This is a genomic window from Streptomyces sp. NBC_01235, assembly GCF_035989285.1.
In the GTDB taxonomy this organism is placed as follows: domain Bacteria; phylum Actinomycetota; class Actinomycetes; order Streptomycetales; family Streptomycetaceae; genus Streptomyces.
In genome coordinates this window covers 1,772,183-1,790,188 of sequence record NZ_CP108513.1, presented here as the reverse complement: position 1 = coordinate 1,790,188, position 18,006 = coordinate 1,772,183, and the positions used below count along the sequence as shown (strand labels likewise).

Annotated in this window: 13 protein-coding genes; 8 read left to right on the top strand and 5 right to left on the bottom strand. The window is 70.3% G+C overall.

Annotated features, from left to right (window positions below):
* The first annotated feature begins 167 nt into the window (after positions 1-167).
* Both OG289_RS07425 and OG289_RS07420 read left to right on the top strand, forming a co-directional pair.
* A complete protein-coding gene (locus tag OG289_RS07425) occupies positions 168-2,531 on the top strand; it encodes a hypothetical protein (protein ID WP_327313204.1) in 2,364 nt (787 codons plus the stop codon).
* 173 nt (positions 2,532-2,704) lie between these two features.
* Complete coding sequence (locus OG289_RS07420) at positions 2,705-2,986, top strand: hypothetical protein (RefSeq protein WP_442818879.1); 282 nt, start codon at positions 2,705-2,707, stop codon at positions 2,984-2,986.
* 16 nt (positions 2,987-3,002) lie between these two features.
* Here the strand turns inward: OG289_RS07420 and OG289_RS07415 are convergent, their stop codons facing one another.
* Positions 3,003-3,851 (bottom strand): alpha/beta fold hydrolase, encoded by an 849-nt coding sequence (locus tag OG289_RS07415; RefSeq protein WP_327313203.1) that lies wholly within the window; start codon positions 3,849-3,851, stop codon positions 3,003-3,005.
* 199 nt (positions 3,852-4,050) lie between these two features.
* Between OG289_RS07415 and OG289_RS07410 the strand changes: the two genes are divergently transcribed.
* The 3 genes from OG289_RS07410 to OG289_RS07400 all read left to right on the top strand — a co-directional run bounded on the left by OG289_RS07410 (position 4,051) and on the right by OG289_RS07400 (position 6,084).
* Positions 4,051-5,019: an alpha/beta hydrolase gene (locus OG289_RS07410; protein WP_327313202.1), complete on the top strand. Its 969-nt coding sequence runs from the start codon at positions 4,051-4,053 to the stop codon at positions 5,017-5,019.
* A gap of 21 nt (positions 5,020-5,040) precedes the next feature.
* Positions 5,041-5,760 carry an alpha/beta fold hydrolase gene (locus OG289_RS07405; RefSeq protein ID WP_327313201.1) on the top strand — a complete coding sequence of 240 codons (720 nt, stop codon included), beginning with the start codon at positions 5,041-5,043 and terminating at the stop codon, positions 5,758-5,760.
* Positions 5,761-5,895: 135 nt separating this feature from the next.
* Positions 5,896-6,084, top strand: a complete 189-nt coding sequence (locus tag OG289_RS07400; protein ID WP_327313200.1) for a hypothetical protein — start codon at positions 5,896-5,898, stop codon at positions 6,082-6,084.
* A 107-nt stretch (positions 6,085-6,191) separates the two neighbouring features.
* On the opposite strand, the gene OG289_RS07395 is transcribed toward OG289_RS07400, so the two are convergent.
* The gene (locus OG289_RS07395; RefSeq protein ID WP_442818878.1) at positions 6,192-8,156 is read right to left on the bottom strand and encodes a HelD family protein; all 1,965 of its coding nucleotides are present in this window, start codon (positions 8,154-8,156) and stop codon (positions 6,192-6,194) included.
* A gap of 832 nt (positions 8,157-8,988) precedes the next feature.
* Here OG289_RS07395 and OG289_RS07390 point away from each other — a divergent pair.
* On the top strand, positions 8,989-9,807 hold the full coding sequence (locus OG289_RS07390) for a recombinase family protein (protein WP_327313199.1): 819 nt from the start codon (positions 8,989-8,991) through the stop codon (positions 9,805-9,807).
* Between the two features lie 42 nt (positions 9,808-9,849).
* Here the strand turns inward: OG289_RS07390 and OG289_RS07385 are convergent, their stop codons facing one another.
* Positions 9,850-11,886, bottom strand: coding sequence for a flavin monoamine oxidase family protein (locus OG289_RS07385; RefSeq protein ID WP_327313198.1), 2,037 nt, complete (start codon positions 11,884-11,886; stop codon positions 9,850-9,852).
* Positions 11,887-12,171: 285 nt separating this feature from the next.
* Here OG289_RS07385 and OG289_RS07380 point away from each other — a divergent pair, with 285 nt between their 5' ends.
* Both OG289_RS07380 and OG289_RS07375 read left to right on the top strand, forming a co-directional pair.
* Positions 12,172-14,226 carry a discoidin domain-containing protein gene (locus OG289_RS07380; RefSeq protein ID WP_327313197.1) on the top strand — a complete coding sequence of 685 codons (2,055 nt, stop codon included), beginning with the start codon at positions 12,172-12,174 and terminating at the stop codon, positions 14,224-14,226.
* A 27-nt stretch (positions 14,227-14,253) separates the two neighbouring features.
* Positions 14,254-14,880 (top strand): TetR/AcrR family transcriptional regulator, encoded by a 627-nt coding sequence (locus OG289_RS07375; protein WP_327313196.1) that lies wholly within the window; start codon positions 14,254-14,256, stop codon positions 14,878-14,880.
* Here OG289_RS07375 and OG289_RS07370 read toward each other — a convergent pair.
* Together OG289_RS07370 and OG289_RS07365 are read right to left on the bottom strand one after the other, a co-directional pair.
* Positions 14,849-15,457 carry a hypothetical protein gene (locus OG289_RS07370; protein WP_327313195.1) on the bottom strand — a complete coding sequence of 203 codons (609 nt, stop codon included), beginning with the start codon at positions 15,455-15,457 and terminating at the stop codon, positions 14,849-14,851. The two genes, OG289_RS07375 and OG289_RS07370, sit on opposite strands and share 32 nt — an antisense overlap.
* 307 nt (positions 15,458-15,764) lie before the next feature.
* A complete protein-coding gene (locus OG289_RS07365) occupies positions 15,765-17,831 on the bottom strand; it encodes a SpoIIE family protein phosphatase (protein WP_327313194.1) in 2,067 nt (688 codons plus the stop codon).
* Positions 17,832-18,006: the final 175 nt, after the last annotated feature.

Sequence of the window (18,006 nt, the reverse complement as noted above, 5' to 3'; positions counted from 1 at the left end):
GAACTCCCTGTGGACGTCAGCGAGTTGTTCTGTCAAACCTGTCGATCTGCTGTGCGTTTCGCCCGCGAACGGGTCTATGGTGTGCGCGCGACGGACGTCACGGGGGCCTCACCCGTCGCACCCGAACCCCTCCATGCCCCCACCGGTGAGGGAAGAGGAACACCGTCTTGAGCACGCTCATACGACCATCCCGCAGATGGCGCCTGGTCGGCCGTTTCACGGCCGCGCTCGGTCTGGCCGGCGCGTTGACCCTGACCGGCCTGCCCGGTCTCGGCATCGACAGCGCACAGGCCGCGACCACGATCAAGGGCCAGCGCTGCGACGACAAATGGCTGAAGAAGCAGTACCCCAGCACGCCGTCCAACTCCGGCTTCCCCGCCGGGGCGGACCCCTACCAGCAGTGGGCGGGAAACCCGAAGAACTACAACTTCCCTTTGCCGGGCAAGGCGTTCGACGGACTGAAGCCGCCCACCAGGGCCGAGGCGCAGCAGGCGCAGTCCCAGACGGTCGAGCAGTGGAAGAAGCAGGCCGCGGCCTCGGGCAAGCCCGCCGACAAGGCCATGGAGATCTACGCCCGCTTCCTGTCCACCGGGCGTCCGGTCGCCGAGTTCAACAACTGGTTCGACAAGATCTACATCCGCAACGAGATCAACAACCACAAGGGCAGCGCTTTCGAACAGCGGGTGGTCAAGGACTTCAACCTGGTCGGCCCGGACTGGCTGTGCGAGGTCAAGGTCGAGGTTCGCGACTCCAACGGCAAGCTGCTGGCCACGCGGAAGTACGACGCGTACAACCAACGGCTCAAGGAGTTCAACGAGTTCAAGTCGAACGGCACGCACCGGGCCGACCAGCTCGCCGCCGACAGGATCATCGCCCGGCAGCCGGAGACCAAGGACCACACCTTCCGCCTGGTCGGCGGGAAGAAGGTTCCGAAGAACACCCTCGACAAACTGCGTGAGTTCAACGACGAGCTGTCGCGGGAGCGCGGCAAGCCGAACCAGGTGCGGATCTTCGAGCGCCAGTACAACGGCATCCCCCAGACCAAGCCGATCCGGGGCTACAGCCGCTACGACACCTGGTTCAGCCCGGACCCGAACCAGGGGACCCGCGGCCCGGCCAACGACCGCATCCGTGACTCCGCTCCCACCCCCGAGGACGCCCGCCGTCAGCAGGGCGCCGCGCGGAAGATCGACACCCGCGGCACCCTCCCGCGCGGCGGCCCGGGCGGCATCGACTTCTCCACCCTCGAACTCCGGTACGTCGGCGCGCCCGTCAAGGGCAAGGGCATGACCTACTCGATGAAGGCCGACTACGTGCCCGACCCGGACACCGATCCGGGTTATGGCGGCGAGGCCACCATGAACCTGGCCTCCGACAGTTTCTTCACCTGGCTCGCGCTCACACCGGACAAGTTCTGGGTGAACCTCAACCCGGACGAGCCCGACCGCATCATGGACAACACGTTCGCCTCCACCGACGCCGGGCGGGTCCTGCTGGAGGCCGACCTCCAGATGAAGCACGACTTCTACAAGGCCATGGACCCCAAGGCCGACCTCGGCAAGCGGTACTGGGCGGCCCTGCCGAAGGAGAACGGCTACCCGTGCATGCCGGGCCTGCGCAACTGGATCGAGCCCAAGCCCGCCAAGGTCCGCGAACAGGACGGCGGCATCTACATCCTGGACGCCCCGCTGGCCCTGAAATCGACCGCGCAGACCACCGTCACACCCGGTCCGGGTGAGCCGATCTGCACCCCCGACGCGGCCCAGACCAAGGCGGCCCAGACGGTCATCGACAGCATGATCGTCCCCGCGGTCGAGAAGACCATCAACACCGCGCCCCAGTACGCCGATCTGCGCCGGGTCTACACCTCACGGGTCGCCGCGGAGTGGATCCGCCGGCAGGACGCGGCGAAGGCGACCGACTTCCGGAAGATCATCGACAGTGACGACGTGAAGCAGTGGCCGCTGCGCGCCCCGCACCAGAACTGGGACAAGAACGAACTCTTCAAGAAGTACCGGAAGATCTACACCGAGGGTGAGTTCCAGTACGAGATCCCGGCCAACGGCACGGTCCAGATCTACATCGTCGGTGGGGTCGACTTCTCGAAGTCCCCGAAGCGGAACATCTCCCGCACCGAGTTCATGCTGCAGAACCCGACCCTCGACCAGACCACCAAGACGTCGATGAAGGCCGACGACACGTCCTACCGGGACACCGACACCACCTACCTCGGCGCGGGCGTGGGCGGAACCGACGACACGGGCGGCGGGGGCGACGGCCCGGCCCCGTCCCCGAAGCCGACACCGTCGAAGCCGGGCGGCGGCTCGACGACCCCGGCACCGGCCCCGTCCACCCCGGGCGGCGGCGACCACGGCAAGCCCACTCCGCCGGCCCACACCCCGGACGGCAACCTCGCCGACACCGGCTCCACCGTTCCCGTCGGACTGATCGCCGCGCTGGCGGCGGGCCTGGCCGCGGTCGGCGGAGCCCTCGTGTGGTGGCTCCGCAGGCGCAGGACGTCGGCCGGCTGAGCCGGCGGAACACGCCGCACGGATGACCAGTGGCCCCGCCCTTGCTTCAGGGGGCGGGGCCACCGGCGTTCCGGCGGGTCGGTATTCCGGCGGTCAGGCGGAGTTCGGGGCGCGGCGGCGGATCAGGGGCAGGTAGACCTCGTCGACGATCTCGACGAGACAGGACCGGCCCCGTGCGGCTGAAGGGCGACTACGTCCGCGACGAAGCCGGCCAGGCCGCGTATGTGCGCGAGCTGCTGGAGGCCTTCGAGGCCGGGGGTGTCGACAGCGCCTTCGTGTTCACCTTCGCGCTCTACGACCACGTCCACCGCCCCGACGGCGACCCTCGTGAGGACCTGGACCTGGCCAGCTACGGCATCGTCAAGGTCCTCGACGGCGGCCTGGGCGCCTCGTATCCCGACCTGCCCTGGGAGCCCAAAGAGGCGTTCGCCGCGGTCGCCGACCACTACCGCTGACGGACCCTGGCGCCGTTCACTCCAGGACCGTCAGCAGACGGTCGGTGAACTCCTTCGGGGACTCGACGGCTCCCAGGTGGCCGCCGGGGAACTCGACGAGTGGGGACCCGAGGAGTTCCGCGAGGCGTGCGGCCGGTCCGTACAGCGGGAGTTGGCGGCGGGAGTCGCGCCCGGCAGCAGGCACCAGTTTGTGGGCCACGGGCCGGAGCGCGGCGAGGTCGGGGCGGGTCGAGGAGAACGGGACGAGAACGTGTCCCAGGAAGACGGGGAGGTTGGCGTGCATCCGGACGGCCATCTCCTGGATGCCGGGCGGCAGTTCCGTCGGCTGGGCGGGCGCCTGCCGTACCGCTCCGTCCGCCAGCCCCTCGCCCATCCGGGCCATGGCGGCGCCGGCTCCTTCCGTGCGGAGGGTCTCGCGCACCTGCGCGAACAGCGCACGATGCGGGGCGGGATCAGCCAGGAGTTCCAGCAACGGCGGTTCGTGCGCGACCACCCGGCGCAGCCGTCCCGGGTGCCGGGCCAGGAGATCGACCGCGACGACGGCACCGGAACTGCAACCAAGGACGGCCGCCTCGTCGTCAGGGGCGAGCAGATCGAGCAGCCGGCGGGCGTCGTCGCTCCACACCCGTACCTCTTCGTCGGCGCGCGGGGCGTCGGCAGGGCCGTCGAGCGGGCTGCGGGACAGGCCGCGCGGGTCGTACGAGACCACCGTGTACCGGGCGGCCAACTCCGGTGCCATGCCCGCGTACAGCCCCGCGTCCCCGGCGCCGCCGGGGATGAGCAGCAGGACCGGGCCGCTGCCGCGCGTTTCGTAGTGAAGGGTGGCGCCGGGCACTTTCAGCGTGCCGGTCCGGGGTGCGTACATCGCCTGCTCCTGTGGGGTGCGGTGTCGGGCCTTCGTCGAGACCCCCAGCTTCCTAGGGGCTCTAGGTTTGATGCTAGTGCATCTAGGGTGTGCGTGCGCTGTCGGAGCAGGGGTGGTGCACGCGTGGGCAAATCCCGGCGCCCGCCCGGATCTACCGTGACGGGCAGGAAAGCGTTCATCGATCACAGCAGGAGCTGCCATGTCCGACGTCGTCGAGCCGGTCACGCCGGTCCTTGAGCCCGCTGCCCAGTCCTTCGTAGAGGCGACGGCGAACCCGCCGTTCCTCTTCGACCTGCCTCCGGCGGAGGGGCGCAAGGCGGTCGACGAGGTGCAGTCGGGTGAGATCGACAAGCCCGCGGTCGACGAGGAGTGGGTCACCGTGACCGGTGGCCCCACGGGGAGTGTCCGGGCCCGGATCGTCAGGCCGGCCGGCGCGGAGGGTGCCCTGCCGGTGGTCCTGTACATCCATGGCGCGGGCTGGGTGTTCGGCAACGCGCACACCCATGACCGTCTGGTGCGCGAGCTCGCCGTCGGCGCCGGGGCCGCGGTGGTCTTCCCCGAGTACGACCTCTCGCCCGAGGTCCGTTACCCGGTCGCCATCGAGCAGAACTTCGCCGTCGCCCGGTGGATCGTCGAGGAGGGCGCCTCCAAGGGGCTGGACGCCACGCGTATCGCCGTCGCCGGTGACTCGGTCGGCGGGAACATGGCCGCCGCGCTGACGCTGATGGCCAAGGAGCGCGGTGGGGTGCCGCTGGTGCAGCAGGTGCTGTTCTACCCGGTCACCGACGCCAGTTTCGACACCGGTTCCTACCACCAGTTCGCCACCGGCTACTTCCTGCGCCGTGACGGCATGCAGTGGTTCTGGGACCAGTACACGACCGACGAGGGCGAACGCGCCCAGATCACCGCGTCCCCGCTGCGCGCCACCACCGAGCAGCTGACCGGTCTGCCGCCGGCGCTGGTGATCACGGGCGAGGCCGACGTCCTGCGCGACGAGGGCGAGGCCTACGCCAACAAGCTGCGCGCGGCCGGCGTCCCCGTCACCGCCGTGCGGTTCCAGGGCATCATCCACGACTTCGTGATGCTCAACGCCCTGCGCTCGACGTACGCCGCCGAAGCCGCCATCACCCTGGCCGTCGGCACCCTGCGCGACGCCCTGCACATCTGACCTTCAGGAGAGAGCACAGCCATGACCACCACCACGCCCACCGTCGTCCTCATCCACGGCGCGTTCGCCGACGCGGCCAGCTGGTCCGGCGTCATCGCCGAGCTCCAGGGCCATGGCATCCCCGTGGTCGCCCCGCCGAACCCGCTGCGCGGCCTCGCCTCCGACGCCGCGTACGTCGCCTCGGTCGCCGCCCAGATCGACGGCCCGGTGATCCTGGTCGGCCACTCCTACGGCGGCGCCCTCATCACCGTCGCCGGTACCACGGAGAACGTCGTCGGCCTCGTCTACGTCGCCGCCTACGCCCTGGAGGAGGGTGAGAGCCTCGGCGAGCTGCAGGGCCGCTTCCCGCTCTCGCCGCTGGTGAGCAACCTCAAGGAGTGGACGTACCCGGTGCCCGGCGGCGACCCGGCCGTCGAGGTCACCATCGCCGAGGACGCCTTCCCGTCGGTGTTCGCCGCCGACGTGCCCGCCGACGTCACCAAGATCCTCGCCGCGGCGCAACGCCCGCTGGCCGCCGCCGCGTTCGAGGAGACCGCCGCCGCGGCGGCCTGGAAGACCAAGCCGTCCTGGGCGCTGATCGCCGGCGCGGACGAGGCGATCAACCCCGAGGTCGAGCGCTTCGGCGCCAAGCGGGCCGGGGCGACGATCGTCGAGCTCGAAGGCGCCTCGCACGCCGTCGCCGTGTCCCGGCCGCAGGAGGTCGCGGACCTGATCCGCGACGCGGTGCGCGCGACGAGCTGACGCCCGGTCCCCGAGGACAGCCGCGCGGACGTGTCTCCCCTGTGCGCGTCCGCGCGGCCCCAGGGAAGAAGGGGCGGTGATCTTCCACAATGCCCTGGACATCTCCGAGATCGTCCGCCGGCTCCTGGAAGAGGGATGGGAGATCGACCTGAGGGCCTGGCCCATATCTCGCCGTGCCTGACCGAGCACATCAAACGGTTCGGCGAGTACAGCACGCACGAACTCGGCATCGAACCCGACGCGTACGACCCGAAGCTCGACGTCGACTTCACCCTGCTGCGCGAAGGGGATCTGAACGTCGTCGGCTTGGACCAGGCCGTGTGATGCCGGGTGCGGCCACGAGCGGTGAGGCGGCGAGCAGCCCCGTGCGCGCGGGCCGGTGTCCGTACCGCGCCGGGTGCGCCCGCGGCGACGACGCGGGCGCCGAGTCGTCAGGCGGGCTGGACGGTGATTGTGCACAGGCGCTTGGTGGCCCGGGTCAGGGCTACGTACAAGTCCCTTTCCCCACCGCGGCGGGCCGTGACGATTTCCTCGGGGTTCATGACGACGACCCCGTCGAATTCCAGGCCGCGCGCTTCGGACGCCGGCACGATGCGTGCGTGGTGAGCGATGCCCTGGGCCGTCAGCTCGCTCACCTTGGTGTCCGCGCAGATCACTCCCAGAAGCTCGCCCGGGTGCGCGGTGCTCTGGGCGCGGAGTTCCTGAACGACGGCGGTGACCAACCCGTCCGGAGGTGTGGTCACGGTGCGAGGGCTCTCACCGCTTCGCAGTGACCGTGTGGGCTTCTGGTCCGGAGCGATCCGCGTGAGCAGGTCCCGGACGCTCTCCAGGATCTCCTGCGTGGTGCGGTAGCTGACGGTCAGGTTGTGCAGTTTGAAACGCGGTCCGACGTGGGGGCTCAGTGCTTCCTTCCAGTCGCGTGCTGTCGCGACCGGGCCTGCCTGGGCGAAGTCACCCACCAGCGTCATCGCCCTTGCCGGGCAGCGGCGGACGATCATCCGCCACTGCATGGCGGTCAGTTCCTGCGCCTCGTCGACGACGACGTGCCCGTACGTCCGCTCGGGAGGGCCGTCGACCAGGCTCGCCGCCTCGTCCAGCAACGGCACATCGGCATCGGTCCACGGGTCGTCCGGACCGCGCAGCAGAAGGGACCGCTCCTGCGCGGTCAGGCGGGGCAGGCGCTCGGCGAGAGCGCCGGCGTTCGTCAGGAGCGCCTTCACGAGGTCACCGGGTACCAGCCGCGGCCACAACACGTCGACCGCTCGGTCGACGCCGGCGTCGTCGAGGAGATCGGCTCGGATGGCGTCCAGGTCCAGCTCGTGGACCGGACCCGAGTCGGCCGCACCTTCGGCACGGCGCTGGGCGACTCCCGTGAACCGGTCGAGGTTGATGCCCGTCATCCTTTCGGCATCGGCGTCGATCTGCTCCAGGAGGTCGCCCATGTCTCGTTGCATCGCGTCGGTGACGGCGTCGACCAAGAGCTCCCTGAACACCTTTCGCGCGGGGTTGTGCCCCGGTGCGGCTGCCACGGCGGCGTCGCGTGCCGTGGCGACTTCCTCGCCGGACAGGTGAACCAGTTCCTGTCCGACCCGCACGGTGAAGTCACCGGCGGGGGCTTGGTGGACGCGCAGCAGGCCGGCCAAGGCGTCGGCGAGGTCGGAGCTGCCCTTGAGACGCGCCGTATCGAACGGGTCCACCGTGTCCGTGGACACTCCGGCCAGTTCCCGGCAGGTCGCCAGAACGACGTCGTTCTCTCCGAGCGAGGGAAGGACCTGGGAGATGTAGTCGAGGAACCGGGCGTTCGGGCCCACCACCAGGACACCCTCCTCCGCGGCGCGCGGGAACGCGTACAGGACATAGGCCGCCCGGTGCAGGGCGACCACCGTCTTGCCGGTGCCGGGCCCGCCCTGCACCACGGTCACCCCGCGGTGGGCGGAGCGGACGATCTCGTCCTGCTCGGCCTGCAGCGTCGCGACGGCCGCGTGCATCCTGCCCGTGCGCCGTGCCGACAGAGCCTCGGTCAACGGGCCGTCCCCCACGACGTCCTCGTCGGTCGGGGCGGTCCCGTCCAGCAGTTCGTCGCTCACCGAGATGACCGTGCGCTCATCGAGGCGCAGGTGCCGGCGCCGCCGCAGGTCCATCGGGTGGACCGGTGTCGCCTCGTAGAAGGGCCGCGCCGCGTTCGCACGCCAGTCCACGAGCAGAGGCAGGTCGTCCTCCTCCGTATGCAGTCCGATCCGCCCGATGCGCAGGACCGTGCCATCCGTCCAGTCGATGCGCCCGAAGGCCAGCCCCTTTTCGGCGCCCTCCAGCCGGCCGATTTCCTTGGCCAGACGCTCGGCGGCGATTTCTCTCTCGTATGCCTCACCGGCGCTTTCCGCCGGGGCCTTCAGCACACTCGCTCGGTGTACTCGCGCCTCGGAAAGCCGCTCGGTGAGCAACTCGTACAAGGAGGACACATAATCCCGCTCCGATTCAACCGCACGCACAGCGGGATCATTCATTTTCGACAACAGGGGGCTCCTTCGATTCGAGCCACACCATACGGTCAAAGTTCCCTAAAGATAAGTCTTGACTTACTTGGTGAAGCTATGGCCCTGCGAATGAATCCATGACGGCTGACCGTATGGCGTATCACGCATTCCGCTGTTCCGTATATCGCTAATTGCGCTCCCGATGCCCGCCTGCCTTATGGGCGAGCCCGCCCTTGGATGCCGGCGATGTTTTGCCGTGCTCGGGAAAAGGGGGAAGATCCGGCGAGGCGACCGGCGCCATCGAGCTCACTGCCAGGGAGCATCTTCTCGCTTCGTCTGGCGACCCGACCGAAGAGACGAGCACGGAATGGGTCAAGCCCTCGACCGGTCCACCACTGCCCGAACCGTGCCGACGGCCCCATCTCAGGACCGCAGCACCACGCCGCCGTCGGTCGCGGCCGACCCAGAGAACGGATCGGTGAACTCTCACCCCGTTCGCCGCCGCGACGCCCGGCGGCAGGCCCGTCCGTGCCCGGACCATCCGAGTCGGACCCGCCCAACCTGGATCCGCCGATCTTCGGCCGCCGCGTCTTTGATGTCGTCAAAGGAACGAATGACGACAGGCGCGGCGGGCGTCCAATGAACCCGGGCTTTCCGGGGCCCGGCGGCGCCGATCCAATCGGATCCGATGACGGCTGATGACAGGGTTTGCTGACAGCTAGGGGCGAATGCGACCACCACAACGGGGAGCGGCATGGCCAACCTGGTGTACAAGCGGGTGTCGACCGACCAGCAGTCGACCGACCGCCAGAACCTGGTGCTGGACGAGGCCGGGATCGAGGCCCCGGTTGTCTTCGAGGAGCAGGCCGGGACCTCCAGCCGCCTTCACCCGCTGGAGCGGCCGAAGTCCGGCGAGCTGCTCGCGTACGCGCGGCCGGGCGACGCTGTGCACATCTCCGAGATGTTCCGCCTGGTGCGCGGCACCGGGCACATCCTCGACGTGCTCGACGTCCTGCACCGCGACCGCCTCGCCCTGCGCATCCACGATGGCGCGTTCTCCGCGATGGACCTCACCGCCCGTCATCCGCATACCGGCGAGCTGCTGTCCACCGTGAAATTCATGGTGCAGACCCTCGCCGCCGCCGGCGAACTCCAGCGCGACCTCCGGCGCGAACTGGCCTACGACGGGCTGCGGGCCGCCGAGGTGAAGGGCAACAAGGGCGGACGCCGCCCCGCCGTCCCGGCCACGAACGCCGACGGCGTGCGCACCGCGTACCTGGAAGGCCGCTCCGTCGCCGCCCGCGCCCGCGGCCATGACGTCAGCCGCGGCGCCATCCGTACCGCCGTCGCGGACCTCCTGCCCGAGTACACGGCCGTCGATCCGGGCGCCCCGGCCCCGGAACCGGCGGTCGCCCTCGACATGCCGGGCAAGGTCGCCGACTTCCTCCGAGCCGCCGAACTGGAGCCCGCGCGCGACGCAGGACGGTCCCCACTTGCCCGGTCCCGCCGGGCAGCGCGATCTTCATCAGTAAGGCCCCCTCCGTGTCCGAAGGGGACCCCACTCCTGATTTGAACGCGTTCAAAATCTTCGTGTTCCCAGAACCCTCCGGGTTCCTCAGGCCAGGTGCGCCTCCAGCGCGGCCCGCACCCCCGACTCCAGCGCGCCCTCGATCCACGACGGCTTGACCGAGGTGTGGTCGCCCGCGAAGTGCAGCGGGCCCTCGGCAGTGCGGATGGCGGTCAACAGCTCCGTGTGCTGGCCGGGGAGCAGGACGGACGCCTCCCCGTAGGCGTAGGGATCGCGCAGCCAGCTCTGGGTGCGGCCCGCACCCGTGTAGAACACCTCGACGCGCTGGCCGTAGACCTGCTGGAGTCCGCGCAGGGCGTGCGGGTAGCGCGCGTCGTCGTCCAGGGAGTCCCAGCGGGAGGCGTCGTCGGCCCAGCTGTAGGAGGCGAGGACGACACCGCCCTCGCTGCCGTCGACCGGATGGGACGGGTTGATCATGAACCGGTTGGAGTTGTCGGAGACCGAGCCCCCGCCGACGATGTGCGCAGCCTCCGGCTGGTCACGGGTGGCCCACCGGTTGGCCGCGTAGTGCACGCGCTGCCCGGGCGTGATGTGACCGGACGGCACCGACGGGTGCACGCCCAGCAGGCTCCCGTCGGCCGGCGCCTTCCCCGACCGGTAGTCCTCGTACAACCCGGGCCGTACGGCGTTCAGTTCACGCTTCCAGTCCGCCTCGGTGAACTCCCACCACCGCCGGGAGAACTCCAGCAGCACCTTGGTCGCGCTGTCGTAGTGCAGCTCCGCGACGGCGCGCCGCTTCTTGTACGACATCAACGGGCTGACCTGCACCTGCCGCAGTCCCGAGAACGGCACCGTGACGATCGCGAGGTCGGCGGTGAACTCCTCGCGCACCACCGTGCCGCCGCGCCCCTCGGAGACGGTGTCGATCCACACGTGCGGTCCGTCGGCACGGACGTGGGAGGTGTTGTCGTTGCCATGCCGGTCCGGCGCCCAGTACTCGATGTGCGTCGCGCGCCGGTCGAGCCGCAGCACGTCGGCGACCTCCTTCAGCAGCGCGTCCGGGAGTGTGGCCGTACCGCCGACCAGCTCCCAGAACTCGGTGTCCGGGCTGATCAGCGATGCGCTGATGAAGCTGTGGATGAACGACAACGGCAGCCGGGAGGTGAGGTTCTCCAGCGTGCCGACCAGGTCGATGGTCCGCTCGTCGAGGCCCGCCTCCTCCGTCAGGAACCGGTACATCGACCAGTCCCCGAACCGCTGCACCACCCGCGCCCACCCCCGCACCCGCTCCGGCAGCGGCTTGTCGACCCGCTTGCCGTCGGAGCCGAGGGTGCTGAACTCGTTGCGTACGGGATCCAGGGCCTCGCGCAGGATGGTCCCGGACGGGGTGTCCCAGTACTTACGGGGCACGCCGAAGGACCGGTTGACCTTGCGCGGCGACCTCGCGTACTCGGAGCGGCGCACCCGGACGCCGTTGACGTGCAGCCAGGCGTTGTTGACGGGCTTGCCCTGGGCGTCGACGTCCACGAGGTGGAACCGGCGGCGCTTGACGCCGAGTCGGTCGATGAGGCCCATCACCAGCGGGTGGCTGCCGGGGATCCGCATGGCGCCGGCCTCCGCGTACTGGCGCGCGTCGGCGAACGCCTGCGCCGCGTGCTCGTGCCCGCCGGTGCGGAAGGTCTTGATGCGGCCGCCGACCCGGTTGCCGTTGGCCTCCACGAGGGTGACGTGGTGCCCGGCCCGCTTCAGCAGCCAGGCGGCCACCAGTCCGGCGGGCCCGGCGCCGACCACCAGCACCTTCTTCGCGGTCTTCGTCTTCGCCCGTGGCAGGCCGCCGGCGAGGACCTTCTGGTATCCCGGCACGAGCGGCCGATCGTCCTCGTCGACCACCAGCAGCGCACGTGCGACAGCCAGGCAGGTCGCCCAGTCGGAGGTCGACTTGGGCGGGCGCGTGGGCCGTTGGGGGAGGGCCGTGGCCGGGGCGGCGACCGTGAGCGCGGCGGCGGTCGTGGCCGTGGCCGCGGCGAACCGCCGACGGGAGAGCGGGCCGGGGGCGGGGGATGCGGGGTCTGCGGGAGCGGGGTCTGCGGACGCGGGGGTTACAGATGCACGCGAAGTGTCCATGTGCTCTGGATACGGGCCGGATCGGGGGTCGCGGGCCGCTCCGACGGATCCTCACCTGAACGTGTAGGCGCATCGACTGTCAGCGTGCAACCGGCAGACGGGCTCGGGTGGTTTACGCCGGGCGCCCGTGCTTATCAGGTCAAGCGTCCCGGACTATTGACTCGGAACGGAGTCTGTCGCGATCCTCGTCCCACCATCTTGCGTCGGTCATGACAATCCCACGGGCAGTCAAAGCGCCCTCGTCGACCGCGCCTTCCCGCCGACCGAGGGACGTGGGCTGTGACCATGACCGGACGCCCGTACCGCAGACGCCGAGACCTCACCGTCGTCTCGCTGCTCCTGCTCGTGCTCGCCACGATCCTCGGCCCCACGCCGAGTTCGGCGGCCGGTGCGCAGTGGTGGACACCGACGGCCAGGCCGGCCCCCGACTCGCAGATCGACGTCACGGGCGAGCCGTTCACCGGCACCGACTCCGCCGGGGAGGTGCGCGGGTTCGTCGACGCGCACAACCACCTGTTCTCCAACGAGGCCTTCGGCGGGCGGCTGATCTGCGGCAAGGTGTTCTCCGAGGCCGGCGTAGCCGACGCGCTCAAGGACTGTCCCGAGCACTACCCCGACGGCACGCTCGCCCTCTTCGACTACATCACCCACGGCGGCGACGGGAAGCACGACCCGATCGGCTGGCCGACCTTCAAGGACTGGCCGGCCTACGACTCGATGACCCACCAGGCCAACTACTACGCGTGGGTGGAGCGGGCCTGGCGGGGCGGGCAGCGGGTGCTCGTCAACGACCTCGTCACCAACGGCATGATCTGCTCGATCTACCCGTTCAAGGACCGCAGTTGTGACGAGATGACGTCGATCCGCCTCCAGGCGAAGCTGACGTACGACCTCCAGGCCTACATCGACAAGATGTACGGCGGCACCGGCAAGGGCTGGTTCCGGATCGTCCTCGACAGCGCACAGGCCCGTGAGGTCATCAAGCAGGGCAAGCTCGCGGTCGTCCTCGGCGTCGAGACCTCCGAGCCGTTCGGCTGCAAGCAGATCCTGGACATCGCGCAGTGCGGCAAGTCCGACATCGACAAGGGACTCGACGAGCTGTACGCGCTGGGCGTGCGCAGCATGTTCCTGTGCCACAAGTTCGACAACGCGCTGTGCGGCGTCCGCTTCGACGAGGGCGGCCTCGGAACGGCCATCAACGTCGGGCAGTTCCTGTCGACCGGCACCTTCTGGCAGACGGAGAAGTGCACCGGTCCGCAGCACGACAACCCCATCGGCACCGCCGCCTCCAAGGCGGAGTCGGACCTGCCGGCGGGCACGGAGGTCCCCTCGTACGACGCCGACGCGCAGTGCAACACCCGCGGGCTCACCGCGCTCGGTGAGTACGCGGTGCGCGGCATGATGAAACGCAAGATGATGCTGGAGATCGACCACATGAGCGTCAAGGCCACCGGCCAGGCGCTCGACATCTTCGAGGCCGCGTCCTACCCGGGCGTGCTCTCCTCGCACAGCTGGATGGACCTCAACTGGACCGAGCGGGTCTACTCGCTCGGCGGTTTCGTCGCCCAGTACATGCACGGCTCGGAGGCGTTCGCCGCCGAGGCGAAGCGCACGGACGCCCTGCGCGGCAAGTACGACGTCGGCTACGGGTTCGGCACCGACTTCAACGGCATCGGCGACCACCCCGCCCCGCGCGGAGCCGACGCCGCCAACAAGGTGACGTACCCCTTCAAGAGCGTCGACGGCGGTTCCGTCATCGACAAGCAGACCGTCGGCTCGCGCACCTTCGACTTCAACACCGACGGAGGCGCCAACGTCGGCCTGATCCCCGACTGGATCGAGGACATCCGGCTCGTCGGCGGCCAGGACGTGGTGAACGACCTCTTCCGGGGCGCCGAGTCCTACCTCGACACCTGGGGCACGACCGAGCAGCACCAGGCCTCGGTCGATCTGGCCAAGGGGCGGACGGCCACGGCCAGTTCCTCCGAGTCCAACCCGTTCACCAGCTACCAGCCCGGCCGGGCCGTGGACGGCGACGACGACACCCGCTGGGCGAGCGACTGGAGCGACGACCAGTGGTGGCAGGTCGACCTGGGCTCCACCAACCTGGTCTCCCGCGTCACCCTCGACTGGGAGCGTGCCTACGGGAAGTCGTACCGCGTCGAACTCTCCACGGACGGTACGAGCTGGCAGACCGCCTGGTCCACCACCTCGGGTGACGGCGGCCTGGACACGGCCGTGTTCACCGGCACCCCGGCCCGCTACGTCCGGGTCCACGGCCTGGACCGGGGCACCGACTGGGGATACTCGCTGTACGAAGTGGGCGTTCACAGCGCCTAGCCGGCACACGAGGCACGGGGGACACGGATGGCACGCATGCCGTCGGCGCAGCGGCGCCGGCAGTTGACGGAAGCGGCGATCAGAGCGATGGCCCGGGACGGCGTCCCGAAGACGACCACCCGGTCCATCGCCGCCGAGGCCGGTGTGTCCCTGAGCGTCTTCCACTACTGCTTCGAGTCCAAGCAGGCCCTCGTCGAGTCCGTCATCACGACACTCACCGGCCACTCGGTGAGTGTCGTGAAGGAGGCGATCCGGCCCAGGAGCACCCTGGAGGAAACGGTCGGGGCGGGCTTCCAGGCGTACTGGGACCATGTCCGGGCCCACCCCGACGAACACATGCTGACCTACGAACTCACCCAGTACGCCCTGCGCCAGCCCGGGTTCGAGCATCTGGCGCGCCGCCAGTACGAGTCGTACGAGGAGGCGTACGCCGAACTCATCGAGGAACTGTGCCGCAGCATGGACCTCCGGCTCGGCGTCCCCGTCCCCGTACTGGCCCGCTACCTGGCCGCCATGACCGACGGTCTGACCCTCAACTACCTCGTGCTCGGCGACGCGGCCGCCTGGACCGACATCCTCGACACGGTCACCGCGCACATCGCCGGCCTGGTCACGGCCGACGTCACAGGGAGGGAGGCGAACCGACCTGGTTGAAGGTGACCGGGGTGACCGCCTCGGTCACGGCGTCCGTCTCGGAGCAGGTGCCAAAGTCGCCGAAGCCCGACCAGCCCTGCTTCACCGCCCACGGCCGCTCGAACGAGGCTGGGATGCCGAAGCGCTGGTCGAATCCGTCCGTGCCGCACCGAGTGGACTGCCGCAGCTCGCCCATGACGAGCGTGCGGAGCGGCTCGGGGGCGCTGTCCAGGACGTAGCGGTAGACCCGTACGGTGTCGGCCGCCGACAGCGCCGTGTAGCCCCAGAACCCCGGGTAGCCCGCCGGCGGCCCCGCCGTGTCGGCGAGGCCGAGACGGGCGACCATCCGGTCGACGATCGCGCTGCCGCCGTTCTGCGACCAGTAGTACGAGGCACTCGCGTCGTCGCTGGACCGCAGCATCGTGTCGAACCGGGCACGGTCGTCCGCGGGCAGGCCGTAGTCGGGGCCCCGGTTCCACGCGTGGTCGACAGCGATGAGCAGTTTGACGACCGACGCGGACCGGAACCGCGTCCGCGGGTTGAGCTGTTCGGTGAAGGCTCCGGTCCGCCGGTCGAAGACCGCGACCCCCGCGCTCACCCCGGGCGGCACCTCCACCTCCCTCACCGCGGCCGGTGCGCCCCCGGGCGCGGCCGGTGGCGGCCCGGACGCGCGAGCCGGAGTCGCGGAGGCGCCGAGCAGGACCGCCGCCAGGAGACACCACCTCAGGACGACCGCGAAGCCTTCTCGTACGACCGCGAGTCCTTCTCATACCGACGCGTGCATCAGGATCCCCCGGTCCTCGTGTGCCCGTGGAGCTGTTGGCCTGGGAGCAACAAATGTCCCCACCGCTGCCCCGTGAACCTCGGACGTACGAGGGTCACCCGCCAGGGGTGAGGACGTCCGCCTACAGGGCCCGGGCGACGAGCAGGGCGACGTCGTCGTGGTCGTCGGGGTGGCGCAGGCCGTACAGCAGGAGGTCGCAGATCTCCTCAAGGGGCCGTTCGGGTTCGTCGAGGAAGTTGAGGAGGACGTCCAGGCGGTCGTCGATGGAGTGGTGCCGGGTCTCGACGAGGCCGTCCGTGTAGAGGACCAGCAGGTCGCGGGGGACGAGGTCGGTCGTCGTGGTCTCGAAGGGGACGCCGCCGACGCCGAGGGGGGCGCCCGAGGGCAGTTCGAGAAGCCGGGGGGCATGGCCCGGGCCGGCCAGCGCGGGCGGCATGTGTCCAGCGTTGGCCATGCGGCACTGTCTGGTCCGGGGGTCGTACACGGCGTACAGGCAGGTGACGATGTAGTGCTCCAGATCGCAGGTGATCTTGTCCAGGTGCTGGAGCACGGCCCCGGGGTCGAGGTCCAGGTCCGCGTAGGCGCAGGTGGCGGTGCGCAGCCGGCCCATGGTGGCGGCGGCGTCGATGCCGTTGCCCATGACGTCTCCGACGACCAGTGCCGTCTTGTCGTCGGTCAGCGGGATGACGTCGTACCAGTCGCCGCCGACCTCGCTGGTGGCCTGCGCGGGCTGGTAGCGGGAGGCGAGGTCCAGGCCGGTGTGATGGGGCGCGTGGTCGGGCAGCAGACTGCGCTGGAGGGTGAGGGCGGTGTTGCGCACGCTCTGGAACCAACGGGCGTTGTCGATGGCCACGGCCGCACGGCCGGCCAGCTCGGCGGCGAGGACGACGTCGTCCTCGTCGAACGGCAGCGGGTTGCGGGTGCGCTTGAGGTCGAGGGCGCCGAGGACCTCGCCGTGGGCGATCAACGGCACGGCGAGATACGAGTGGACGCCGGCCCGGGCCAGCAGCGAGCCGGCCTCCGCGTCCCGGGCGATGCGGGGGATGTCGTGCTCGCCGACGTGGCGCACCAGCACCGGCCGGCCGGTGTGCACACACAGGGTGACCAGACGGTCGCCGTCGTAGGCCGTCAGGCCACCGGGAGGGTCGGCGGCGCGCAGCGCCACGGTGGGGTGGGCCGCCTTGAGCGCGAGGGCGCGGAACAGCTCGGGGCCGTCGTCCGGCCGCCGCGAGCGGCGGCAGGCCAGGGCCGCGTCGAGGACGTCCACGGCGACCACGTCGGCGAGCTGGGGGACGGCGATCTCGGCCAGCTCACGGGCGGTCACCTCCACCTCCAGTGTGGTGCCGACGCGCACGGAGGCGTCGGCGATGAGGGCGAGGCGGCGCCGGGCCCGGTCGGCCTCCGCGGCCGCGCGGTGGCGTTCGGTGACGTCGACGACCGAGGCGGCCGCGCCCAGGACCCGCCCGCCGGGGTCCTCCAGCCGGTAGAAGGACAGGGACCAGGCGTGCTCGTGGTCGGGGTCGGTGGGCGGCCGGCCCACGTGGTACTGGTCCAGCAGTGGAGTGCCGGTGGTGAGCACCTGACGCAACAGGGACTCGATGGTGTCGACGTCGGGCAGGGGCAGGGTCTCCCTGAGGCGCCGGCCGACGTGGTCCTCGGCGGGGATGCCGTCGATGCGTTCCAGCGCCGGGTTGACCAGGAGGTAGCGCAGGTCGGGGTCCAGAACGGCCAGACCGATCGGGGACTGGGTGATCAGCCGGTCGCACAGGGCCAGATCGGTCTCGACGCGCTGGAGCAGGGTGTGGTCGGCGGCGATGCCCAGGGCGTAGACGTCCCCGCTGTCGTCCTGGAGTCGCATGTTGCGGAACTCCATCAGACGGCTGCTGCCGTCCTTGTGCCGGATGGGGAAGGCGCCCGCCCAGCTCCGGCCGGTCTCCAGCACCTCCGTGAACAGTCGCACCACGGCCTTGAGGTGTTCGGAGTGGATGAACAGCCGCGCCGCGTACTTGCCGAGGGCCTCCTCGGCGGTGTATCCGAAGAGCTCCTCCGCCTGCGGGGTCCAGAACACGATGCGCCCGTCGGCGTCGAGGACCATCGCGGACACGCTCAGCACGTCCAGCAGGCCGGTGGGCGGGGGCGCCTCGGAACGGTACGCGCCGCCGTCGGACCGGACGGGTTCGGCTGTCATCGCAGATCCTCCTCCAGCCCTTCCATGCTCCCACCCGCCGTGTGCGGAAGCCGAACGGCCTTCGGCGCGAGGGCCCGTCCGGCGGGTCGGGTCGGACAGCCAGCGGCGCCCCGTCGTGCGGGCGGGCGGGCGGGCGGGCGAAGCCGAGAGCGGGGGAGCGTGCGGCCGCAAGGTG

Bases quoted from the DNA above. Each gene is read 5' to 3' on its own strand.
- OG289_RS07380 (WP_327313197.1), top strand. From the start codon at position 12,172: ATGACCGGACGCCCGTACCGCAGACGCCGAGACCTCACCGTCGTCTCG.
- OG289_RS07390 (WP_327313199.1), top strand. From the start codon at position 8,989: ATGGCCAACCTGGTGTACAAGCGGGTGTCGACCGACCAGCAGTCGACC.
- OG289_RS07365 (WP_327313194.1), bottom strand. From the start codon at position 17,831: ATGACAGCCGAACCCGTCCGGTCCGACGGCGGCGCGTACCGTTCCGAG.
- OG289_RS07410 (WP_327313202.1), top strand. From the start codon at position 4,051: ATGTCCGACGTCGTCGAGCCGGTCACGCCGGTCCTTGAGCCCGCTGCC.
- OG289_RS07415 (WP_327313203.1), bottom strand. From the start codon at position 3,851: ATGTACGCACCCCGGACCGGCACGCTGAAAGTGCCCGGCGCCACCCTT.
- OG289_RS07405 (WP_327313201.1), top strand. From the start codon at position 5,041: ATGACCACCACCACGCCCACCGTCGTCCTCATCCACGGCGCGTTCGCC.
- OG289_RS07385 (WP_327313198.1), bottom strand. From the start codon at position 11,886: ATGGACACTTCGCGTGCATCTGTAACCCCCGCGTCCGCAGACCCCGCT.
- OG289_RS07400 (WP_327313200.1), top strand. From the start codon at position 5,896: ATGGGAGATCGACCTGAGGGCCTGGCCCATATCTCGCCGTGCCTGACC.
- OG289_RS07375 (WP_327313196.1), top strand. From the start codon at position 14,254: ATGGCACGCATGCCGTCGGCGCAGCGGCGCCGGCAGTTGACGGAAGCG.